Genomic DNA, 20,608 nt, shown 5'->3' on the forward strand with positions numbered 1-20,608 from the left:
GGCAATAATGCCGGAGGGATAGGCATGTTCAAGCGACTACCGAAACGCTGGGCGCCGGTTTTCCTTGTCTCGATTGCTGTCGTTGTGTTCAACGCGGGCGCCGCAGAGGCCAAACGCGTGGCGCTGCTGATAGGCAATCAGAAATACGAGGAAACCGCACCGCTCAACAATCCTGCGAACGACGTGGAGCTGATGCGCGCCTCGTTCCAGGAAGCGGGCTTTGATTCCGTGAAGACCGTCTTCGATCTCGACCGCGCCGCCATGGTCAAGGCGTTGCGCGATTTCGAGGACGAATCCATCGATGCGGAAATGGCCGTGGTCTACTATTCCGGCCATGCGATGGAGATGAACGGGGTCAATTACCTGATCCCCGTCGACGCGGCGCTGAGGAGCGACCGCGACGTCGAGGACGAGAGCGTCGCCATCGACCGCGTCCAGCGCTCGCTGGAAGGCGCCAAGAAGCTGAAGCTCTTCATTCTCGACGCCTGCCGCAACAATCCCTTCGCCGCCTCCATGACGCGCTCCATCGGCACGCGCGCCGTCAGCCGCGGCCTCGCCCGCGTCGAGCCCGAATCGGCCGACACGTTGATCGCTTTCGCCTCCAAGGCCGGCACGGTGGCGCTGGACGGGGAGGGCAGGAACAGCCCCTTCGCCACGGCGCTCGCGAAATACCTCACCGAGCCGGGCCTCGACGTGCGTATCGCGCTCGGCAAGGTGCGCGACGAGGTGGTGCAGGCGACCAACCGCGAGCAGGAGCCCTTCGTCTATGGTTCGCTCGGCGGCGCGCAGATCTTCCTGAACATCAAGGAAGTGAACATCAACATCACCAATAGCGGCAACACGCAGGAAGTCTCGCCGAACGGCCAGTCGGAAGCGGCTGCCGACTGGCAGAACATCCGCGATCTTGCCGACGAGGACCTGATCAACGCCTTCATCGCCAAGCACGGCAAGGACCCGGTCTACAAGATGCTGGCGGAAAAGAAGCTCGCCAGCCTCAAGGAGGCCACCCAGAACGAAGGCCAGGACGCGGCAAGCATCGCCTGGGAGGCGCTGAAGGAATCGACCGACGCGGCCGCCCTGCAGCGCTTCATCGAGCGCTATCCGGACAGCCAGCACCGCGGCGATGCCGAACACCTGATCGCCGCGCTGGAGCCGAAGAAGGGCCTCAGCGTCAACCTTGCCGCCAAGGAAACGGCCGCCTCGCGCGATTGCTTCCTCCTAGCCGGCGAGCCGCAGTCGCTGCCCGGCTTCATGGGCGTCAACTTCCTGAAGATCGATGCCAAGCGGGCGCTCACCGCCTGCGCGCAGGCCGTCAACGAAAACCCGTCCGACGGCATGCTGGTGAACCTGCTCGGCCGCTCGCACGATGCCGACCGCAACTATGTCGAGGCGCGGCGCAACTACGAGAAGGCCATCGAGCTCGGCAACATGTACGCGCTCACCAACCTCGCCTGGTTCTCGATCTACGGCACGGACGGGCCGGTCGACGTGGCCAAGGGCCTCTCGATGTTCGAGAAGGCGGCGATCGCCGGCAATTCCTATGCGCAGGCCTCGCTCGGCTGGCTGTACCGGGAAGGCTATGGCGGCACCCGCCAGGACTATAACGAGGCATTGAAGTGGTACCAGCAGTCCGCCAACCAGGGCTATGCCAATGCCATGGCGACCATGGGCTGGTTCTACCGCGAGGGCCTCGGCGTCTCGCAGGATTATGTCCAGTCGCTTGCCTGGTACCGCAAGGCGGCCGATGCGGGCGATGCCAACGCCATGTCCTCGCTCGGCTGGGCCTACCAGAACGGCCTCGGCACGTCGCAGAACTACGGCGAGGCGAAGGTCTGGTACGAAAAGGCCGCCAATATCGGCGACGCCTATTCCATGGCCTCGCTCGCCTGGCTCTATGACGTCGGCAACGGCGTGAAGCAGGACTATGTGGAGGCCCGCTACTGGTACGAGAAGGCGGCCAATGCCGGCAGCTCCTATGCCATGGGCAACCTTTCGCGCCTCTACGACCAGGGCCTCGGCACGCCGTCGGATGCGAAGGAGGCCGTCCGCTGGGCCGCCGCCAGCATCGAGAGCGGTGATGCCACCAAGCTGAAGGAACTGAAGGAAAATCCCGGCAACTTCACCGTCGCCTTCCGCCGGGAAATGCAGGATCTCCTGAAGGAGCGCGGCTATTACAGCGGCGCGTCCGACGGCGAATTCGGCCCGGCCACCATGGCCGCGATCGAAAAGCTGGCGACAGGCCGCAACGACAGCACGCTGTCGAGCGCCGGCACCTCGACCGTCACGATGATGGGCCAGTCGACTGTCGCCCTCAGCGGCTCGGAGGCCGAGCAGTGCTACGAGCTGGCGGGCGAGCCGAATGTCCGTCCGGGCTTCGTCGGCAAGCTCTTCGCGCAGATTGACTATGGCCGGGCTATACCGGTCTGCGAGGCGGCGCTGGGCGCCAACCCCTCGGACAATTCGATCCGCAACATGCTGGGCCGTGCCCACGATGCCGCGCGCAATTACCCGCAGGCGCGCGAGAATTACCAGAAGGCGGCCGATGCGGGGAACCTCTACGCGCTGACCAACCTTGCCTGGTATTCGATCTACGGCACGGACGGCGCGGTCGACATGGGCAAGGGCACGCGCATGTTCGAGCAGGCCGCCAATGCCGGCAATGCCTATGCCCAGGCGTCCCTCGGCTGGCTCTACCGCGAAGGCTACAACGGCACGCGCAAGGACTATGACGAGGCGATCAAGTGGTACCGCAAGGCCGCCGAACAGGGCTATGCCAACGCGCAGGCCACGATGGGCTGGTTCTACCGCGAAGGCCTTGGCACGCCGCGCGACCACAACATCTCGCTCGACTGGTACAAGAAGGGCGCGGAAGGCGGCGACATCAACGCCATGTCCTCGGTCGGCTATGCCTACCAGTCCGGCCTCGGCGTTGCGGTCGATTATGTCGAGGCGCGCAAGTGGTACGAGAAGGCCGCGGCCTTCAACGACTACTATTCCATGGCCTCGCTCGGCTGGCTCTATGATGCCGGCAACGGCGTGAAGCAGGACTATGTCGAAGCCCTGAACTGGTACGAGAAGGCGGCCAATGGCGGCAATACCTACGCCATGGGCAACCTCTCGCGCCTCTACGACCAAGGCCTCGGCACCCGCGCCAATGCCAAGGAGGCCGCCCGCTGGGCCGCCGCCAGCGTGGAGGGCGGCGACCAGGGCAAGCTGCAGGAGCTCAAGGGCTCTCCGGCGAACTTCACGCCGCAGTTCCGCAAGGAGTTCCAGCAGATCCTGCGTGACCGTGGCTACTACAACGGCCCCGTCGATGGCGATTTCGGCGCTTCGACGCAAAACGCCATCGACCGCCTCGCCGCCCGCACCTGAGCCGCGCCGAGTACACAGAGCAAAGTCGCTGGAAACGACCGTTTCCGGCGGCTTTTCATGTCGAACGGTAACCGCGTAGCGGCTTGCGCGAGCAAGCGACTGCGGACGCCTGGAATATGAAATAAAGGAAAGAGTAGGGGGAACTGGCGGAGAAGAAGGGATTCGAACCCTCGATACCGTTTCCGGTATACTCCCTTAGCAGGGGAGCGCCTTCGACCACTCGGCCACCTCTCCGCTCGCGGTTTCACTATGCGGCATGGACTGAGATTGCAAGGCTTTTTTCGGTTCTTGCGACAATATTCTGAATTTCAACAGCGGAGGCCGAGCCGACGAAAAAGAGGGCGCAAGCCATTGTTTCTCGGCCTGTTTCCGCAAGCTTTCCGCAGTGCTTGTTTCCCATCCGTGCGCCGCCCGGGATGCTGATGCTGCGACTGCAAACGAAGCTAGTTTGAAAGCCGAAAGATGCTCGCCGCAGCTTGTCGTTCCATCTGATTCTCGTGGGCAGTCGGCATCGCCGGCGCCGAATGCAATCCGGCGCCGGCGGAGTAAATCCGGCCGTCAAGCCGTCTTCGCGCGAGCGGCGCGCTCGAGGATCGGCACGCAGATATCGAGATCGCCCGAAGCCAGATGCGCATAACGCATGGTCATCTGCAGCGTCTGGTGGCCGAGCCATGTCTGGACGCGGCGGATATCGATGCCACCCTGGACCAGCCGTGAGGCGCAGGTGTGGCGCAGGATATGCGGCACGACGTCCGGCTCTGAGCCGAGTCCCACTTCCTGCTTCGCCTCGTTCCAGGCGGCCCTGAATTTCGCCTGGATGATGTTGGTAAACGGCCCTCGCCGCGTCCGCTCCGAAGCCTGTATGGCCGCCGCCGCCCGCTCGGTGAGGGGAACGGAGCGGCTCTTGCCGCTTTTCGTCAGCCAGAAGGTTGCGCGATCACGGTTGAGATCCTGCCAGCGCAGGCCTATGCCTTCGCCAAGACGTGCGCCGGTGTCGATCAGGAAGATGCAGAAACGGCCATAGAGGTCCGACTTTTCCGAAATGGCCTCAAAAAGCCGCGTTTCCTCCTCTGGCTCCAGAAAACGGATGCGTCCCGCCTTCTCCTTCAGGCGCTTGAATTCCGGCAGGCTCTGGACGTCGCCCATCTTGTGGGCCTTGCGCAGAAGCTTGCTGAGCGCCGCCATCTTCCGGTTGATCGTGGCGTTGCTGTTACCCCGCTTGCGAAGCGCCGAGATCAGCGTGTCCAGCATCTCGTCAGTGAATTCCGAAAATTCCGCCCCGAACAAGACCTCGTCGAGTTCGCCGATAAAGGACGAGACATTGTATTTGTGCGAGCCCGGTTCCCAAAGGACATCGACATGGCGGCCAAGCAGAGTCCGAAGGCTGGTGAGCTGGGTTGCTCGCCCTTTCATTCCGCCGAGTTGATAATCCAATTTATAGATGCTGTTAATTTGGGTGTTTTGTAACATTTCGCTCCCCAGTACGACCTTTGATCGCCCATTGGTTGCATGATATAGTTAGCAAATTCTGTTGAAAAGCCCCAAACAACAGGAATAGGGAACCACCCGACCTTTTCAGGCCGGATGATCCCCTCGTTTCGGCTAAGTCAGATCGACTTAGAAGCTGCGCTGAAGGCGCAGGAAGCCGGTGACTTCGTCCTTGCCGACATCCTGATCGGTGTAGTTAACCGTTGCCTTGACAGCGAGGTTTTCGACGACCTGGTAGTCGACCGTCAGGCCAACGCGCCATGCGTCGTTGCCGTTCACGAGCCTGTAGTCGCCGAAGTACTGGGCGCCGGGCGTGATCGACAGCTTGTCGGTTGCCTTGAACGAGTAGTCGGCAGCAACGCTCCACTCGGACTTGCTGTAGTAAGCGTTTGCACCGCTTGCATAGAGGCCCATCAGTTCGAAGGTGCCCGGACCGACTTCAGCCGAGAGCCAAGCGCGGACTGCGCCTTCTTCAGCGGCGTTGTCGTATGCGCCAAGCAGTTCGAAGTTCACGCCACCGAGGGTAGCGGCAACCATGCCGGAGAAGCCGACATCGTTGTGAATGCCATCAACGCCGCTGCCGACGCCGGGGCCAGCCCAGTCAGCGTAATCCGGCATTTCGTCGATCGACAGACCGGCGCGGAAGGTGCCGCCGTCATAGACGTAACGAACCGAGGTGAAACGGGTGACGTTCGACGCCGTTTCGGTTTCGCCGATCATGTCGTTATCCCACCAGTTCAGGAAGGTACCGGCACGGAACCCGCCGAGTTCGATATAGGCTTCATCGATGTAGAAGGAGCTGGTAGAGCCGCTGCCCAGACCCTCGAAGCCATCGTCCTCAAAGTTATAGGTGTAAGCGCCGTTGCCAGATTCGCCGTTGATGGCGATGACGCTCGTGAGCGTGCCGAGTTCCGTGTCGGACTTGGCTTCAACTGCGAGATGAGCGCGAGTCCACGTGTTCCAGTCGGAGTTGCCGAACTGGTCGCGACCGAAGTCGGTCTGGAAACGGACATAACCGCCGATCTTGAGGCAGGTTTCGGTGCCCGGGATGTAGAAGAAGCCGGTGCCGAAGGCGTCGCAAACGCGAACGTATTCCATGGGCTCAGGCTCAGCAGCAACGATAGCGTCGGCAGCCTGTGCGCCAGATACTGCTGCGAGAGCCGCAGCGGAGCCGATGAGAAGGCTCTTGATGTTCATTTCTGACCTCCAGTCAAAAAGAGCCCCGCATGTGTTTTGTGGGGGCCTGATCAACCCTTGGTCGGAGATGGCTATATATAGAGTGTGTCTTGCGCCTTGGCGCAGGTTCGATGTGCCGATAGCCCGACGCATCGCTGGGCAACCGGAGTGAGAAAAGTGCGTGGCCTTCATGCAGAAGCGAAGCGACGCAGCTCGCCCAATCGATGATTGCTGGCGCGCCGACTCGGGCGAATCGAACAGGTAAATGACGACAGCGATTCTCTTCCGGTCTGCATGAAAAGGGCGGAGTCGGAACTGAACCGCCGCGCTAAAAACGCTTCACTGCCACCTTGCGGGGCCGCGTTTGCCCGCTTCTCGCCGGGTTTGTGGCATGCCATATGATAGTCGGGCGCCTGCTAAGTGCCCGCTTCATAAGGTGTTTTGTTAAGAATCCATAAACTTTTAGCGATCCGACCTGCCGTTTTGTGTCCTTTGCGCAACAGCGCGGGGCGAAGGCTGGCGCAAACCCCCTCTCGTTTCAGTTTGGTGATTGCTTACGGAAACGCGTCTTGTATTTTCAGCTTCGGAAGCAGGGGCGGTTGATCGTCCGCTTCCTGAACTTGGGGATGGGGCAGGGAACGCTGTCCTTCAGCAAAAAACCCAGACCCGTTTGAAACTTTTTGACTGGAGGTCAGAAATGAACATCAAGAGCCTTCTCATCGGCTCCGCTGCGGCTCTCGCAGCAGTATCTGGCGCACAGGCTGCCGACGCTATCGTTGCTGCTGAGCCTGAGCCCATGGAATACGTTCGCGTTTGCGACGCCTTCGGCACCGGCTTCTTCTACATCCCGGGCACCGAAACCTGCCTCAAGATCGGCGGTTACATCCGTTTCCAGACCGACTTCGGTCGTGACGCCTTCGAGGCATCTGACTGGAACACCTGGACCCGCGCTCGTCTCGAAGTTCAGGCCAAGTCCGACACGGAACTCGGCACGCTCACGAGCTTCATCGCCATCCACGGCGAAGCTGGCAACGACGTTGATGGTCTTCCCGACGGCATCGCAGGTAGCGGCGCTACGAACGACTTCTACCTCGACGAAGCTTACATCGAACTCGGTGGCTTCCGTGCCGGTACCTTCCTGAACTGGTGGGATAACGACATGATCGGCGAAACCGAAACGGCGTCTTACAAGACCCGCTTCACCTCGGTTCGCTACGTCTATGACGGCGGTACCTTCCGCGCCGGTCTGTCGGTCGACGAAATCCCGGATTACTGGGATTCCTTTGCTGGCACCGGTAACGCTCACAACAATGTCGGCTTCTCCGGCATGGTTGCAGCGACCCTCGGTGGCGTGAACTTCGAACTGCTCGGCGCATACGACAACGCCGCTGAAGAAGGCGCAGTCCGCGCTTGGCTCTCGGCTGAAGTTGGTCCGGGCACCCTCGAAGTCATGGGCCTCTACTCGAGCGGCTGGAACGTCTACTACAACGAATCCGAGTGGAGCGTTGCAGCAGACTACTCGTTCAAGGCAACCGACAAGCTGGCGATCACGCCCGGCGCCCAGTACTTCGGCGACTACAAGCAGGTTAACGGCAACGACGCATGGCGCGTTGGCCTGACGGTCGACTACCAGATCGTCGAAAACCTTGCTCTCAAGGCGACGGTCAACTACACCGATCCGGATGAATCCGACGACTTCGTCTCGGGCTTCCTGCGCCTGCAGCGCTCGTTCTAATCTGATTTCATAATCGGATGAATGACCCGCAGCCTCCCTGAGGCTGCGGGTTTTTCTATTCAGCCTGCTTTTTGGAAAAGGCTGCCTTCTTACGGCCGGTGATCCAGGAACGCCTTTATCCGCGGAAACAGGCTGCGGTGATGGAGCAGTGGGGCATGACCCTGGCCTTCGGCGGTAGCCGTCTCCAGATTCGAGGCCTCCGCCTGCATGCGCGCCATGGTTTCCGTCGAGAACAGCCTCGAATGTTCTCCTCGCACCACGAACAGGGGCCGTTCCGCCAGAAGAGCGAATTGCGGCCATAGCGTCGGCAGAGGCTGGCTGAAATCCACGGCCTGCAACTGGTCGGCCAGCCGGGGATCGTGATCGGCGGCGATGCGGCCGTTCGTATCTCTATAGATGGCGTGGGCCATATCGAGCCAATCCGCCCGGGAAAGGGCGGGGAAGGTGGGGCCGTGGATGCGTTTGAGCGCGTCGGCGGCGTCTTCGAAGGTTTCCAGGAAGGCGCGGTTCGCAAGATAGTCGCGAATTTCCTTCAGTCCCTCGGCCTCGATTGCCGGCCCTATGTCGTTGAGGACCGCGGCGTCGATGAGATCCGGCTGCGTTGCCGCCATGACATGCAGGATAAGGCCGCCGCGGGAGGTGCCGACGAAGATCGCGCGCGATATGCCGAGCGCGGCGCATGCGGCGATGACGTCGCGGCATTCGATGACGACATTATAGTTGGCGGCATCGTTGTCCCAGGCGGAAAGCCCCCGGCCGCGATAGTCGAGCGCCACGACCCGGCGGGGCAAGGCCGCGTCCTGCGAGAGAAGCGTGGCGAATGGGTGGAAATCCCGGGCGTTGCGGCTGAGTCCCGGCAGGCAGATGACGGGGAGGCGTCTTTCCCCTCCCAGCGCAGGCGGGTAGTCGCGAGCATGCAGTTGCAGCCCGTCCGGTGCGGAAAAGAAGCGGCTGGTATCGTTCGTCATGCACAGGCCTCCTGATCTGGAGGCAGACTAGAGCAATTTCGTGCGGCATGCGAAGCCGTTACGCCCGCCTTCGCATGAAAACAAAGAGATAGAGCATTCATGCGGCGAGGCAGCATTTTTGGCGTGCGCCATCGCAAGGCGCGGCCGCCTCAGCGCCCCACGCTTAAATCGTGCACGATATCGGCCTTCTGGCCGAGGCGGGTTTTGTAGACTTGGTAATTCTCCATGACGCGCTGCACGTAGCCGCGGGTTTCGGAGAAGGGGATGCGCTCGATCCAGTCCACCACCTCGTCGATCGGCTTGCCGCGCGGGTCGCCATAGCGGGCGATCCACTGCGGTACGCGGCGCGGGCCGGCATTGTAGGCGATGAAGGTGAGGACGTAGGAGCCGCCGAACTTGTCGATCTGCTCGCCGAGATAATGCGCGCCGAGCGTCGCATTATAGGCGGCGTCCGTCGTCAGCCGCGCCTTCGAATAGGCAAGGCCGTAGCGCTTGGCGACGCCTTCCGCCGTGCCGGGCATGAGCTGCAGCAGGCCTTGTGCATTGGCGGCGGAAACGGCGGCCGGGTTGAAGGCGCTTTCCTGCCGCGCGATGGCATAGGCGAGCGCCTTGCCGGAGCCGGCTATATTGGCGCCATCCGGAATGACACCGATGGGGAAGGCGAGCGCCGCCACATCGATACCGCGCCCGAAGGCGATCTTGCCGATCTGCAGGGAAAGCTGGTGGTTGCCGTCCTTCTCCGCGTCGGCGGCAAGGAGCGCAAGTTCGCCGGGGCTCATCAGTTCGCCCGCGAGCGCCCGGTAGAGGCTATCGCCCCGCCAGCCATGGCCGGCGGCCTGAAGGCGGGCGATGGCCTGCACGGCCTCGCGCTGGCGGAAGCTCGTGCGCTCCTCGGCAGTCGGCGTCGGATAGGCGACATTCAGCGTCGTGCGGCCGAGCCGGGCAGCGGCAAGCTGGCCGTAGAAGGTGCCGGGAAAGTTCGCGGCCTTGGTGAAATAGTCCTTCGCATCGCCCGGCCCGCCCTTTTCCGCCGCGCGACCGAGCCAGTACCAGGCGCGGGAGACGGAGATCGGCCTGTCGGAGACCTGCAGGATGTGCTGGAAATGCTTTGCCGCGGTCTTCGCCTCACCGAGATCGCGTAGCGCATACCAGCCGGCATGGAATTCCGCTTCCACGATATCGGCAGGGTCGTCCGCGCCGTGCCGGGCGGCGACGCGGTAGGCGTCGCGATAGTCGCCGAGATCGGCAAGCCCGCGGCTGACGATGCGCTGCTCGTTCCACCACGCGCCCGGATTGACGAGCCGTGCGGGATCCTCCGGCATGGCGGAAAAGAGTTTCGCGGCCGCGCGGTAATCTTCCCGGTTCCGCAGGTAGCGGATGCGCAGATAGGTATAGGCCGGGTCCTTCTGCCAGCTCGCATCCACAGCCTTGATGAGGTCGCCGGCAGTCCGGTTCTTGCGGATGACCGCCGCCCAGGCGCGGTAGAAGGACTGCGCCTTGCCGAGGTCGCCGAAACGCTGCGCCTGGTCGGCGCGGTCGCGGTAGAGCAGCATCTCCATGCGGGCCTTGTGGTCCGCGACGGTAAGAAGCGTGTCGAATTCGCCGAGAATCTGGCTTTCGAGGTCCTTGGTGAGCGCCTCCTTCTGCCAGAAGGCGCGCAGGATCTCGGTCGCGCGGGCCGTCTCGCCGGAGGCGACGAGCGCGCGGGACAGCACGATGGCGCCCTCCGCCGTTTCCGGGCGGGTGGTACCGAAGGCGGCCAGCACGTCGGCGACCGGCGGATTTTCGCGGGCAAGCGCCCGCTCGGAATGGCCGCGCAGCGCCTTCAGGCCCGGCCAGCCCTTGAGCTCGCGCTGGGCGCTGGCGATTTCAAGCGAGGGAACGCCCCGCTGGCCGGAAACGGCAATGGCCCAGGTGAGGATATGCCGGTCGAGGCTGCCGGAAGGAAGGCGGCCGCGCGCGGCGATGGCGGCGGCGGGATCGCGGTTGGAAAGCGCATCGAGCCCGGCGCTGAGATCCGGATTGACCGGCTGCAGCGCCTCGGCGCGCGGAATGGCGTTGGTGATTACCTCGGGGGAGGGCATCTGGGCGGCGAAGCCGAGCGGCTTGATCTCCGGCACGGCGGAATTATCCGCCTCGACGGGCGAGGAGTGGAGCGCAAGGATAGCCGCTCCGGCAAGCAGCAAGGCGCAAAGGGCAAAACCGTTTCTCGAGATCATGCTACGTCCCGGATGCCTGGCAGGCGGCGCATGGACCCTCGCTTTCCGCCTGTTCTCCGACAAACATTAACCCTTCGTTGCCTTAACGAAACCTTAACCGCGCCTCTCACCAATCCGTGAAGGCCGCCGGTTCTCAGGCGACGGATGAAGCAGCGTAACTATTCGTGCGGGCATGCGGATTTCCGCCTTGATCGTGCATGAAAACGCCCGTCGCGCGCTTGCCGCATCCCTGTCACATGATTATTGTGCGACCGTTTTTAACCACGGAATACGGCCAAAGCATGTATGCCCTTGCGGCGGCTCTGGCCTCAGGAGTTCTCGATGTTCAAGGGATCCATTCCCGCTCTCGTCACCCCGTTCACGGCTGCCGGCGCCGTCGATGAAGACGCCTTTGCCGCGCATGTGGAATGGCAGATCGGCGAAGGCAGCCACGGCCTTGTGCCGGTCGGCACCACCGGCGAATCGCCGACGCTGTCGCATGACGAGCACAAACGGGTGGTGGAACTCTGCATCAAGGTTGCCGCCGGCCGCGTGCCCGTGATCGCCGGCGCCGGCTCCAACAACACCAAGGAAGCGATCGATCTCGCCCAGCACGCCGAAAAGGCGGGCGCGGACGCGATCCTCGTCGTCACGCCCTATTACAACAAGCCGACGCAGAAAGGCCTCTTCGCGCATTTCGCGGCCGTCGCCGAGGCCGTGAAGGTGCCGATCGTCATCTACAACATTCCGGGCCGTTCGGTGATCGACATGACGCCGGAAACGATGGGCGCGCTGCACAAGGCGCATCCCTCGATCATGGGCGTCAAGGATGCGACGGGCAAGATCGAGCGCGTTTCCGAGCAGCGCATCGCTTGCGGCAAGGACTTCGTCCAGCTTTCGGGCGAGGATGCGACCGCGCTCGGCTTCAACGCCCATGGCGGCGTCGGCTGCATCTCGGTCACGGCCAATGTCGCCCCGCGGCTCTGTGCCGAGTTCCAGAAGGCGACGCTTGCCGGCGACTATGCCAAGGCGCTGGAATACCAGGACCGGCTGATGCCGCTGCACAAGGCGATCTTCATGGAGCCGGGCGTCTGCGGTGCGAAATACGGCCTCTCGCGCGTGCGCGGGATGAACCGCACCGTTCGCTCCCCGCTCGTCTCCTCGCTGGAGCTGGCCACGGAGGCGGCTATCGACGCGGCGTTGCGCCACGCCGGGCTGTTGAACTGATATGGCGACGAAAGCGCGTCCGACAACGATCAAGAAGATTGTCGCGGAGAACCGCAAGGCCCGCTACAACTACGAGATCGTGGATACCTACGAGGCCGGTCTCGTGCTGACCGGCACGGAGGTCAAGTCGCTGCGCGAAGGCAAGGCGAATATCGCCGAATCCTACGCCTCCGACGAGGGTGGCGAAATCTGGCTGATCAATTCCTACCTGCCGGAATACCTGCAGGCGAACCGCTTCAACCACGAGACGCGCCGACGGCGCAAACTCCTCCTGTCGCGTCGCGAGATCCATCGCCTGCGCGTGGCGATCAACCGCGAGGGCATGACCCTCGTGCCGCTGAAGATCTATTTCAACGACAGCGGCCGGGCCAAGCTCGAACTCGCGCTCGCCAAGGGCAAGAAGCTGCACGACAAGCGCGAGACGGAGAAGGAACGCGACTGGAACCGCCAGAAGGGCCGCCTGCTGCGCGAACGCGGCTGATCCGGCCTTCGGTCTTCCTCAGAACTGGTTGTAGAGCTGGTTGATCACCGACTGGCGAGCGGCGAGCGCAAGCTGTTCGTTGCTCGCGGGCGCCGGCACGTCCGGCGAGGGCGCAGGATTGGCGCTCGACGCGCGCGCGGTCAGGAACGACGACATCAGGGCGTCGAGATCCGTGCTTTCGATGGCGAGCCGTGCGCTCGGGTTGCGTTCCGCGGCAACGCGCGTGTCAGGCGTCGCCTGCGTGGCGGAGACGGTGCTGACGGGCTGGGTCGCAAGGCCCGGCTGGCCGTTCGGCGCATAGAGGAAGGCGAGATCGCCGATCTCTTCCGCCGCATCGGAGGGAGCGGAAACTGTCGTCACCGGCTGCGGGCCGCTCAGTGCGGCCAAGGCTTCCGCTGCGGGGCGGCTTTCGGCGATGCGCGATGCGAGCGCGCTCGATGCGGCCCGGTAGCTGTTGCCCGAAAGCGATACTGCGTCCACCATTTTCCGGAAATCCTGATGCGAAGTGACTGTAGGATTTCGCAATATCAGCAGAGTCTTGCGGAACGTTAACGAGGGGCAGGGGCATTTGAATCAATGTTTAACGAACATTGAATATGGCGGATTTCCGGGTTTACGGAAGAGTATGAAAAGGGAGGGCCGCGTGCGATGGCCCGCTTTGTCCGGCTAGCGGCCGCGCCATTCGCCGCGTGTCATCTCGTACCAGACATCGCCTTGCTCGCTGCCGGCAATCGGGTCGGGATAGTCGATATGGTCGGTGCGCGTGTATCTCATGCCCACCTTTTCCATCACGCGGCGCGATCCACGGTTCACCGCCATCGTGGTCGCCACGATCCTGTCATAGCCGCCGTGTTCGAAACCCCAGCCGACGAGGGCGAGGGCGCCTTCCGAGGCCAGCCCCTGTCCCCAGTCCTCCCGGCGCAGGCGATATCCGAGTTCGGCAAGGGCCTCGCCCTCCGGCCAGAGGCAGAACCATCCCACGAAGGCGCCGCCGGTCGTGCGCCGCGCCGTCCAGACATGAGGTTCCGTTCCCTCCGGCATGAGGAATGTCGCGCTCGGATCTGCCCGCGCCCGATCGACGGCGTGGCCGCCGTTGAGGAAGCGCATGACCTCGGGGTCGCGTTCGAGGGCGATGAAATCGTCGCGGTCATCCGGGCGGCAGGGGCGGAGCGTCAGCCGTGTCGTCTGCAAGACAGCCATTCTCGTGCATCCCCTCCGCTGACGGCTTGAAGAGGCGGAGCCTGCCGCCTCAGTCCGCGGCGGTTTCCACCGGCTCGGCCGTGCGCTGCGGGCGCTCGGACGGGTCGCGGCCGACCTCGGCCTTCAGCGTGCCGAGGTCGATGAAATAGTCGGCCTGGCGGCGCAGGTCGTCGGCGATCATCGGCGGCTGGGTCTGCATGGTGGAGACGACGGAGACCTTGCGGCCCCTACGCTGCAGCGCCTCGACGAGTGTGGTGAAGTCGCCGTCGCCGGAGAAGATGACGAGGTGGTCGACCGTCTCGGACTGTTCCATCGCGTCGATGGCCAGCTCGATATCCATGTTGCCCTTGATCTTGCGGCGGCCGAGCGAGTCGGTGAATTCCTTGGCCGGCTTGGTGACGACCTTGTAGCCGTTATAGTCGAGCCAGTCGATCAGCGGGCGGATGGAGGAATATTCCTGGTCCTCGATGAGGGCGGTATAGTAATAGGCACGCAGCAGGTAGCCGCGCTTCTGGAAGGCCTTCAGAAGCTTCCTGTAGTCTATGTCGAAGCCGAGTGTCCTGGACGCCGCATAGAGATTTGCACCGTCGATGAAGAGGGCGATTTTCTCGCGGGGGTCGAACATGTCGCGCAATCCTTTAAATAGAAGTTGAGGAAAAAGGTTGGGTTTCAGCCGGTTTCTGCTTGCCCGGTGCACATTCCGGTTGAATTACCTATTTTTCATATAATATTCATTTAGGGCAGCCGCCGCCGGTTTCCAAGCAAATCTAGGTTGCGCCGTTCAATTTTGTTTCCGGCATCGTTTCAGTAAATTCAATGACTTCCGAATTGGGGAATAGTTCCCGCGCTTTACCCCATTTGTCCGATATTTCGCCCTTCCGCCTCCCCTAGCGGGAGGCATCAATCAGAAGTTATATGGGCAACCTTACGACATGCCCCGCCGGGGGCGCGGGAAGGAAAAACTTGAATTTCCGGCCCGATCCCTGTATCGGGCATGCAAACTCCTGAAATTCTCGATCACAAAGGACAGGCAATGGCCCGTGTCACCGTTGAAGATTGCATTGACAAGGTAGACAACCGCTTCGAGCTGGTTCTTCTTGCAAGCCATCGCGCCCGCCTCATCTCGCAGGGCGCCGCCATCACCATCGACCGCGACAACGACAAGAACCCGGTCGTCGCGCTGCGCGAGATCGCCGACGAAACCCTTTCGCCCGACGACCTCAAGGAAGACCTGATCCACTCGCTGCAGAAGCATGTGGAAGTGGACGAGCCCGAGCCCGATCCGGCAAGCCTCATTGCCGACGACGCGACGACCGCCACCGTCGACGAGGACGAGGACCAGCCGGAAACCATCGCCTTCGACCGCATGTCGGAAGAAGAGCTTCTGGCCGGCATCGAAGGCCTCGTTCCGCCGGAAAAGAGCGACGATTACTGATTTCGGTAACTTACCGAAACCTTTGCTGTTGCGAATGCCGGTGCGCCCCTTTTAAGTTGGGGCGCACTTTTTTTTGCCCTGCGGGAGCGGGGAGAAAGCCGACCGAGGATGATGCGTCAATATGAACTCGTCGAGCGGGTTCAGAAATACAAGCCCGATGCCAACGAAGCCCTGCTGAACAAGGCCTATGTCTATGCCATGCAGAAGCATGGACAGCAGAAGCGGGCGAGCGGCGACCCCTATATCTCGCATCCCCTCGAAGTCGCCGCCATCCTGACGGATATGCGCCTCGACGAATCCACCATCGCGGTGGCCCTGCTGCACGATACGATCGAGGACACCAGCGCCACGCGCGCCGAGATCGACGAACTGTTCGGCGAGGATATCGGCGCGCTGGTCGAGGGCCTCACCAAGATCAAGAAGCTCGACCTCGTTTCCAAGAAGGCCAAGCAGGCCGAGAACCTGCGCAAGCTGCTGCTCGCCATTTCCGACGACGTGCGCGTGCTCCTCGTCAAGCTCGCCGACCGCCTGCACAACATGCGCACGCTCGACCACATGTCGCCGGAAAAGCGCGCCCGCATCTCCGAGGAGACGATGGACATCTATGCGCCGCTCGCCGGCCGCATGGGCATGCAGGACATGCGCGAGGAGCTGGAGGACCTGTCCTTCCGCTACATCAACCCGGAAGCCTACGAGACCGTCAGCCGCAAGCTGGAGGAGCTTTCCCGGCGCAACGAGGGCCTGATCCGCAAGATCGAGGAGGAGCTGCGCGAGCTGCTGGTGACGAACGGCCTCGACGAGGCGCTGGTCAAGGGCCGGCAGAAGAAGCCCTATTCGGTCTTCCGCAAGATGCAGTCGAAGTCGCTGTCCTTCGAGCAGCTCTCCGACGTCTATGCCTTCCGTATCCTCGTCGGCGACATTCCCGCCTGCTATGCCGCGCTCGGCATCGTGCACACGCGCTGGCGCGTCGTGCCGGGCCGCTTCAAGGACTATATCTCGACGCCGAAGCAGAACGACTACCAGTCGATCCACACGACCATCGTCGGCCCCTCGCGCCAGCGCATCGAGCTGCAGATCCGCACCAAGCGCATGCACGAGATCGCCGAATACGGTATCGCCGCCCATTCGCTCTACAAGGACAAGGAAGCCGCCGGCGCGGACGAGGTGCGCTCGCCGCGCTCCAACGCCTATGCCATGCTGCGCCGGACCATCGAGGCGCTGGCCGAGGGCGACAATCCGGAAGAGTTCCTGGAGCACACCAAGCTGGAGCTCTTCCAGGACCAGGTCTTCACCTTCACGCCGAAGGGCCAGCTCATCACGCTGCCGCGCGGCGCGACGCCCATCGACTTCGCCTATGCGGTGCACACCAATATCGGCGACACCTGCGTCGGTGCCAAGATCAACGGCCGCATCATGCCGCTCGTCACCCGCCTCAACAATGGCGACGAGGTCGAGATCATCCGCTCCGGCATCCAGGTGCCGCCGCCGGCCTGGGAGGAGATCGTCGTCACCGGCAAGGCGCGCGCCGCCATCCGCCGCGCGACCCGCGCCGCCGTGCGCAAGCAATATTCCGGCCTCGGCTACCGCATTCTGGAGCGCACCTTCGAGCGCGCCGGAAAGCAGTTCTCCCGCGACGGGCTGAAGCCGGTGCTGCATCGCCTCGGCCAGAAGGAGGTGGAGGACGCCATCGCCTCCGTCGGGCGCGGCGAGCTTTCCTCGCTCGACGTGCTGCGCGCCGTCTTCCCGGATTACCAGGACGAGCGCGTGACGGTGAAGCCGAGCTCGGACGACGGCTGGTTCAACATGCGCAGTGCGGCCGGTATGGTCTTCAAGCTGCCGGGCAAGAACAAGGCGGCGCTGGAGCGCGAGGAGGGCGAGGCCGGCCCCGATGCGCTGCCGATCCGCGGCCTTTCCGGCAATGCCGAGGTGCACTTCTCCGCCGGCGGCGCCGTGCCGGGCGACCGCATCGTCGGCATCATGGAGAAGGACAAGGGCATCACCATCTACCCGATCCAGTCGCCGGCGCTGCAGAAGTTCGACGACGAGCCGGAGCGCTGGATCGATGTGCGCTGGGACCTCGACGAAGCGAACAACACCCGCTTCATGGCGCGCATCATGATCAACGCGCTGAACGAGCCGGGCACGCTCGCCGAAGTCACGCAGACCATCGCCACCAGCGACATCAACATCCGCTCCATGTCGATGGCGCGCGTGGCGGCCGACTTTACCGAGGTGCATATCGATCTGGAGGTCTGGGACCTGCGCCAGCTCAACCAACTCATCGGCCAGTTGAAGGAACTGCAGTGCGTTTCGACGATCAATCGTGTCTTCGCGTGACGGTCCCATGCAAAAATGTGGCGACCTGCCTCGATTGAGGCAGGTTTGCCCAAGATTTGACCAGCCGTTATGCGCGTTCCGCATGGCTGTATTGGGATAGTGTCGCTGGTGCGAAGGGGCGGGTAAACCTATCTTCTGCGTCGGGAGGTAACCGAACGAGGTTTACCAATGTTGAAGCAGATCAAGAATTTCACCCGCGCCCTGCGCATCCCGAATGCCGACGAGCGCGAAATGGCCTACCTGAACGCCGCCATCGACCGCATCGACCTGGAATACCGCCAGCGTCAGATCGACCGCGGCCTCTTCCGCAGGTCCTACTAAGGCTTCGGCTTGCCGTGTGGCGCAGATCGCTGCGCCACGGCGGCTGCCGCATCCGGCGCCATGACGGCGCCGCCATTGAAATGCCACCAACGGATCGGCTATGTCTGGGCGATGTTGTTCCGACGCCGAAAGAAGGCCTCCTGGCCCGAGCGATTGCGCGAATTCTTCTGGCCGCGCAAGGGGTTCTCGCGTCCCGCGCGCTACCTCGCCAAGCGCATCCTGCGCCTTTCCGCTTCGCCCCATGCGATTGCGGCGGGGGTCGCGGCCGGTACTTTCTCCGCCTTCACGCCGCTGCTCGGCTTCCATGTCATCCTGGCCCTTGCGCTCGCCTACCTGACGGCCGGCAATCTTGTCGCCGCGGCGCTCGCCACGACCATCGCCAATCCGCTGACCATCCCGCTCATCGCCCTTGCGACCTTCCGCGTCGGCGAGGTGCTGCTCGGCATCCGTTCGGGCGAGGCGATCAGCGCGGCCGACCTCTTCCACCGCATGGAACATCTGCAATTTTCCGAGCTCTGGCATCCTGTGCTTGAGCCGATGCTCGTCGGCGCGCTCGTCCTCGGCGGCAGCGCGGCTTTCCTCGCCTATGGCGCAACCCGCCTTGCGGCGCGTTCGGTGGCGGCGCGGCGCCATGCCCGCCTCGTGAAGCGCGTGCCCGTCCTTTCCCATGGAGACACTCCCCTATGATCATCGGCATCGGCAGCGACCTCATCGACATCCGCCGGGTGGAGAAGTCGCTGGAGCGCTTCGGCGAACGCTTCACGGAGCGCTGCTTCACCGAGATCGAGCGGGCGAAGTCCGATGGGCGGCGCAACCGCGCGGCCTCCTACGCCAAGCGTTTCGCCGCCAAGGAGGCCTGTTCCAAGGCGCTCGGCACGGGGCTGGCGCAGGGCGTGTTCTGGAAGGACATGGGCGTCGTCAACCTTCCGGGCGGCAAGCCGACCATGCGGCTGACCGGCGGCGCGCTCGAAAAGCTGAAGCAGCTCCTGCCCGAGGGGCACGAGGCGCGCATCCACATCACCATTACCGACGACTTCCCGCTGGCGCAGGCATTCGTGATCATCGAGGCGCTGCCGGCCGGAACGTCCGGCTAGCCGGTGTTTCGCCATGTGTCTTTTTGACCGACACGATTTCCAACAGGCAACCTTTCCTCTATAGAGGGCCCCATGTTTGCAAATAAGGACAAGTCCGGCGTGGCAGAGAAGACTGATAAGGCTGAGAGCGGCCTGTGGGAAAACGTCAAGGTCATCATCCAGGCGCTGCTGCTCGCCGTGGTGATCCGCACGGTGCTTTTCCAGCCCTTCACCATCCCCTCGGGCTCGATGATGCCGACGCTGCTCGTCGGCGACTATCTCTTCGTCAACAAGTTCTCCTACGGCTATTCGAAGTATTCGCTGCCGTTCTCGCCGAACCTGTTCTCGGGCCGCATCTTCGCCAGCGAGCCGAAGCGCGGCGACATCGTCGTCTTCCGCTTCCCGCCGAACCCCGACATCGACTACATCAAGCGCCTCGTCGGCCTGCCGGGCGACCATGTGCAGGTCAAGGACAGCGTCCTCTACGTCAACGGCCAGCCCGTGCCGCGCGAGCATAACGGCTTCTTCCGTGCCGACGACCAGTACGACACCGGCGAGGACGTGCCGGTCTTCCGCGAGACCATGGACAACGGCGTTTCCTACGATACGCTGGATACCCGTCCGGGTACCGTCGGCGACAACACGCGCGAGTTCATCGTGCCGGAAGGCCATTATTTCATGATGGGCGACAACCGCGACAACTCGGCCGACAGCCGCTTCGACGTGGGCTTCGTGCCGGCCGAGAACCTGATCGGCCGCGCAAGCCTCATCTTCTTCTCGCTGGGGCATGACACCTCGTTCAGCGAAGTCTGGAAGTGGCCGACCAACCTGCGCTGGGACCGCCTCTTCAAGGTCGTTGAATGAAGGGCGCCATACCGCTGAACGACGCGAACCGGAAAGCCCTCGAAGAGCTGATCGGCTACGTCTTCACCGACAAGGACCGTCTCGACCGGGCGATCACCCATGCCAGCGCCCGGCCCGGCAAGGGCAGCAACTACGAGCGGCTGGAATTCCTCGGCGACCGGGTCCTCGGGCTCTGCGTCGCCGAGATGCTGTTCCGCACCTTCCGAGAGGCGAAGGAGGGCGAGCTTTCCGTCCGCCTCAACCAGCTCGTCAGCGCCGAGAGCTGCGCGGCGGTCTCGGACGACCTCGCCCTTCACCGCTTCATCCGCACCGGCGCGGACGTCAAGAAGCTCACCGGAAAAGCCATGATGAACGTCAGGGCCGATGTGGTAGAGTCGCTGATCGCCGCGATCTATCTCGATGGCGGGCTGGAGGCGGCGCGCGGCTTCATCCTCGCCAACTGGGAGGGCAGGGCCGCCCGGGCGGAAGGCGCGCGGCGCGACGCCAAGACGGAATTGCAGGAATGGGCGCATGCCCGGTTCGGCGTGACGCCGAACTACCGGGTGGACGAGCGCTCCGGACCGGACCACGACCCGCGCTTCACCGTGACGGTGGAGATCAGGGGCGTGAAGCCGGAAACGGGCACCGACCGCTCGAAACGGGCCGCTGAGCAGGTGGCCGCGACGAAGATTCTGGAACGCGAAGGCGTCTGGCCCAAGGGCGGCGCCTGAGGCGATTCCGGCAGGAGCCGTAG

General features: G+C 63.2%; 18 protein-coding genes and 1 tRNA gene. 11 read left to right on the forward strand and 8 right to left on the reverse strand.

Annotation, left to right across the window (positions count from 1 at the left end; genetic code table 11):
* Nucleotides 1-24: 24 nt before the first annotated feature.
* Nucleotides 25-3,372 carry a caspase family protein gene (locus tag ShzoTeo12_RS03205; protein WP_318911260.1) on the forward strand — a complete coding sequence of 1,116 codons (3,348 nt, stop codon included), beginning with the start codon at nt 25-27 and terminating at the stop codon, nt 3,370-3,372.
* A 144-nt stretch (nt 3,373-3,516) separates the two neighbouring features.
* Here ShzoTeo12_RS03205 and ShzoTeo12_RS03210 read toward each other — a convergent pair.
* The 3 genes from ShzoTeo12_RS03210 to ShzoTeo12_RS03220 form a co-directional block, all read right to left on the reverse strand.
* Nucleotides 3,517-3,606 (reverse strand) — tRNA-Ser (locus ShzoTeo12_RS03210).
* Between the two features lie 324 nt (nt 3,607-3,930).
* A complete protein-coding gene (locus tag ShzoTeo12_RS03215) occupies nt 3,931-4,842 on the reverse strand; it encodes a tyrosine-type recombinase/integrase (RefSeq protein ID WP_413251116.1) in 912 nt (303 codons plus the stop codon).
* 147 nt (nt 4,843-4,989) lie between these two features.
* On the reverse strand, nt 4,990-6,057 hold the full coding sequence (locus ShzoTeo12_RS03220) for a porin (RefSeq protein WP_318911262.1): 1,068 nt from the start codon (nt 6,055-6,057) through the stop codon (nt 4,990-4,992).
* Nucleotides 6,058-6,733: 676 nt separating this feature from the next.
* On the opposite strand from ShzoTeo12_RS03220, the gene ShzoTeo12_RS03225 reads away from it, so the two are divergent.
* Nucleotides 6,734-7,771, forward strand: coding sequence for a porin (locus ShzoTeo12_RS03225; protein ID WP_119258850.1), 1,038 nt, complete (start codon nt 6,734-6,736; stop codon nt 7,769-7,771).
* A gap of 89 nt (nt 7,772-7,860) precedes the next feature.
* Here ShzoTeo12_RS03225 and ShzoTeo12_RS03230 read toward each other — a convergent pair whose 3' ends face one another.
* Nucleotides 7,861-8,739: an alpha/beta hydrolase gene (locus ShzoTeo12_RS03230; protein WP_318911263.1), complete on the reverse strand. Its 879-nt coding sequence runs from the start codon at nt 8,737-8,739 to the stop codon at nt 7,861-7,863.
* Between the two features lie 149 nt (nt 8,740-8,888).
* Nucleotides 8,889-10,958: a lytic transglycosylase domain-containing protein gene (locus ShzoTeo12_RS03235; RefSeq protein ID WP_318911264.1), complete on the reverse strand. Its 2,070-nt coding sequence runs from the start codon at nt 10,956-10,958 to the stop codon at nt 8,889-8,891.
* Between the two features lie 321 nt (nt 10,959-11,279).
* Between ShzoTeo12_RS03235 and dapA the strand changes: the two genes are divergently transcribed.
* Together dapA and smpB are read left to right on the forward strand one after the other, a co-directional pair.
* A complete protein-coding gene (gene dapA / locus ShzoTeo12_RS03240; RefSeq protein WP_318911265.1) occupies nt 11,280-12,164 on the forward strand; it encodes a 4-hydroxy-tetrahydrodipicolinate synthase in 885 nt (294 codons plus the stop codon).
* Nucleotide 12,165: 1 nt separating this feature from the next.
* Nucleotides 12,166-12,645 (forward strand): SsrA-binding protein SmpB, encoded by a 480-nt coding sequence (gene smpB / locus ShzoTeo12_RS03245; protein ID WP_119258846.1) that lies wholly within the window; start codon nt 12,166-12,168, stop codon nt 12,643-12,645.
* Between the two features lie 18 nt (nt 12,646-12,663).
* Here smpB and ShzoTeo12_RS03250 read toward each other — a convergent pair whose 3' ends face one another.
* The 3 genes from ShzoTeo12_RS03250 to ShzoTeo12_RS03260 form a co-directional block, all read right to left on the reverse strand.
* The gene (locus ShzoTeo12_RS03250) at nt 12,664-13,128 is read right to left on the reverse strand and encodes a hypothetical protein (protein WP_318911266.1); all 465 of its coding nucleotides are present in this window, start codon (nt 13,126-13,128) and stop codon (nt 12,664-12,666) included.
* A 183-nt stretch (nt 13,129-13,311) separates the two neighbouring features.
* Nucleotides 13,312-13,845 carry a GNAT family N-acetyltransferase gene (locus tag ShzoTeo12_RS03255; protein ID WP_318911267.1) on the reverse strand — a complete coding sequence of 178 codons (534 nt, stop codon included), beginning with the start codon at nt 13,843-13,845 and terminating at the stop codon, nt 13,312-13,314.
* Nucleotides 13,846-13,894: 49 nt separating this feature from the next.
* Entirely contained in the window at nt 13,895-14,470 is a 576-nt protein-coding gene (locus ShzoTeo12_RS03260) for an NYN domain-containing protein (protein ID WP_318911268.1), read from the reverse strand.
* A gap of 408 nt (nt 14,471-14,878) precedes the next feature.
* On the opposite strand from ShzoTeo12_RS03260, the gene rpoZ reads away from it, so the two are divergent.
* The 7 genes from rpoZ to rnc all read left to right on the forward strand — a co-directional run bounded on the left by rpoZ (nt 14,879) and on the right by rnc (nt 20,585).
* The gene (gene rpoZ, locus ShzoTeo12_RS03265; protein ID WP_119258843.1) at nt 14,879-15,280 is read left to right on the forward strand and encodes a DNA-directed RNA polymerase subunit omega; all 402 of its coding nucleotides are present in this window, start codon (nt 14,879-14,881) and stop codon (nt 15,278-15,280) included.
* Nucleotides 15,281-15,388: 108 nt separating this feature from the next.
* Nucleotides 15,389-17,617, forward strand: coding sequence for a RelA/SpoT family protein (locus tag ShzoTeo12_RS03270; RefSeq protein WP_119258842.1), 2,229 nt, complete (start codon nt 15,389-15,391; stop codon nt 17,615-17,617).
* A gap of 168 nt (nt 17,618-17,785) precedes the next feature.
* Complete coding sequence (locus ShzoTeo12_RS03275) at nt 17,786-17,938, forward strand: DUF3563 family protein (protein WP_119258841.1); 153 nt, start codon at nt 17,786-17,788, stop codon at nt 17,936-17,938.
* A 111-nt stretch (nt 17,939-18,049) separates the two neighbouring features.
* Nucleotides 18,050-18,625, forward strand: coding sequence for a DUF2062 domain-containing protein (locus ShzoTeo12_RS03280; protein ID WP_413251137.1), 576 nt, complete (start codon nt 18,050-18,052; stop codon nt 18,623-18,625).
* On the forward strand, nt 18,622-19,032 hold the full coding sequence (acpS, locus tag ShzoTeo12_RS03285; RefSeq protein ID WP_119258839.1) for a holo-ACP synthase: 411 nt from the start codon (nt 18,622-18,624) through the stop codon (nt 19,030-19,032). Before ShzoTeo12_RS03280 ends, acpS begins: the two co-directional genes overlap by 4 nt.
* 72 nt (nt 19,033-19,104) lie before the next feature.
* Nucleotides 19,105-19,875, forward strand: coding sequence for a signal peptidase I (gene lepB, locus ShzoTeo12_RS03290; RefSeq protein WP_413251117.1), 771 nt, complete (start codon nt 19,105-19,107; stop codon nt 19,873-19,875).
* The gene (gene rnc / locus ShzoTeo12_RS03295; protein ID WP_119258838.1) at nt 19,872-20,585 is read left to right on the forward strand and encodes a ribonuclease III; all 714 of its coding nucleotides are present in this window, start codon (nt 19,872-19,874) and stop codon (nt 20,583-20,585) included. The genes lepB and rnc overlap by 4 nt, the downstream gene beginning before the upstream one ends.
* Nucleotides 20,586-20,608 lie beyond the last annotated feature (23 nt).

Origin of the sequence: Shinella zoogloeoides (assembly GCF_033705735.1) — a bacterium.
GTDB classification, from domain to species: Bacteria; Pseudomonadota; Alphaproteobacteria; order Rhizobiales; family Rhizobiaceae; genus Shinella; species Shinella zoogloeoides_A.

Excerpts from the sequence above, each read along its gene's own strand:
- ShzoTeo12_RS03205 (WP_318911260.1), top strand. The coding sequence starts at position 25 with ATGTTCAAGCGACTACCGAAACGCTGGGCGCCGGTTTTCCTTGTCTCG.
- ShzoTeo12_RS03215 (WP_413251116.1), bottom strand. The coding sequence starts at position 4,842 with ATGTTACAAAACACCCAAATTAACAGCATCTATAAATTGGATTATCAA.
- ShzoTeo12_RS03220 (WP_318911262.1), bottom strand. The coding sequence starts at position 6,057 with ATGAACATCAAGAGCCTTCTCATCGGCTCCGCTGCGGCTCTCGCAGCA.
- ShzoTeo12_RS03225 (WP_119258850.1), top strand. The coding sequence starts at position 6,734 with ATGAACATCAAGAGCCTTCTCATCGGCTCCGCTGCGGCTCTCGCAGCA.
- ShzoTeo12_RS03230 (WP_318911263.1), bottom strand. The coding sequence starts at position 8,739 with ATGACGAACGATACCAGCCGCTTCTTTTCCGCACCGGACGGGCTGCAA.
- ShzoTeo12_RS03235 (WP_318911264.1), bottom strand. The coding sequence starts at position 10,958 with ATGATCTCGAGAAACGGTTTTGCCCTTTGCGCCTTGCTGCTTGCCGGA.
- dapA (WP_318911265.1), top strand. The coding sequence starts at position 11,280 with ATGTTCAAGGGATCCATTCCCGCTCTCGTCACCCCGTTCACGGCTGCC.
- smpB (WP_119258846.1), top strand. The coding sequence starts at position 12,166 with ATGGCGACGAAAGCGCGTCCGACAACGATCAAGAAGATTGTCGCGGAG.
- ShzoTeo12_RS03250 (WP_318911266.1), bottom strand. The coding sequence starts at position 13,128 with ATGGTGGACGCAGTATCGCTTTCGGGCAACAGCTACCGGGCCGCATCG.
- ShzoTeo12_RS03255 (WP_318911267.1), bottom strand. The coding sequence starts at position 13,845 with ATGGCTGTCTTGCAGACGACACGGCTGACGCTCCGCCCCTGCCGCCCG.
- ShzoTeo12_RS03260 (WP_318911268.1), bottom strand. The coding sequence starts at position 14,470 with ATGTTCGACCCCCGCGAGAAAATCGCCCTCTTCATCGACGGTGCAAAT.
- rpoZ (WP_119258843.1), top strand. The coding sequence starts at position 14,879 with ATGGCCCGTGTCACCGTTGAAGATTGCATTGACAAGGTAGACAACCGC.
- ShzoTeo12_RS03270 (WP_119258842.1), top strand. The coding sequence starts at position 15,389 with ATGATGCGTCAATATGAACTCGTCGAGCGGGTTCAGAAATACAAGCCC.
- ShzoTeo12_RS03275 (WP_119258841.1), top strand. The coding sequence starts at position 17,786 with ATGTTGAAGCAGATCAAGAATTTCACCCGCGCCCTGCGCATCCCGAAT.
- ShzoTeo12_RS03280 (WP_413251137.1), top strand. The coding sequence starts at position 18,050 with ATGTTGTTCCGACGCCGAAAGAAGGCCTCCTGGCCCGAGCGATTGCGC.
- acpS (WP_119258839.1), top strand. The coding sequence starts at position 18,622 with ATGATCATCGGCATCGGCAGCGACCTCATCGACATCCGCCGGGTGGAG.
- lepB (WP_413251117.1), top strand. The coding sequence starts at position 19,105 with ATGTTTGCAAATAAGGACAAGTCCGGCGTGGCAGAGAAGACTGATAAG.
- rnc (WP_119258838.1), top strand. The coding sequence starts at position 19,872 with ATGAAGGGCGCCATACCGCTGAACGACGCGAACCGGAAAGCCCTCGAA.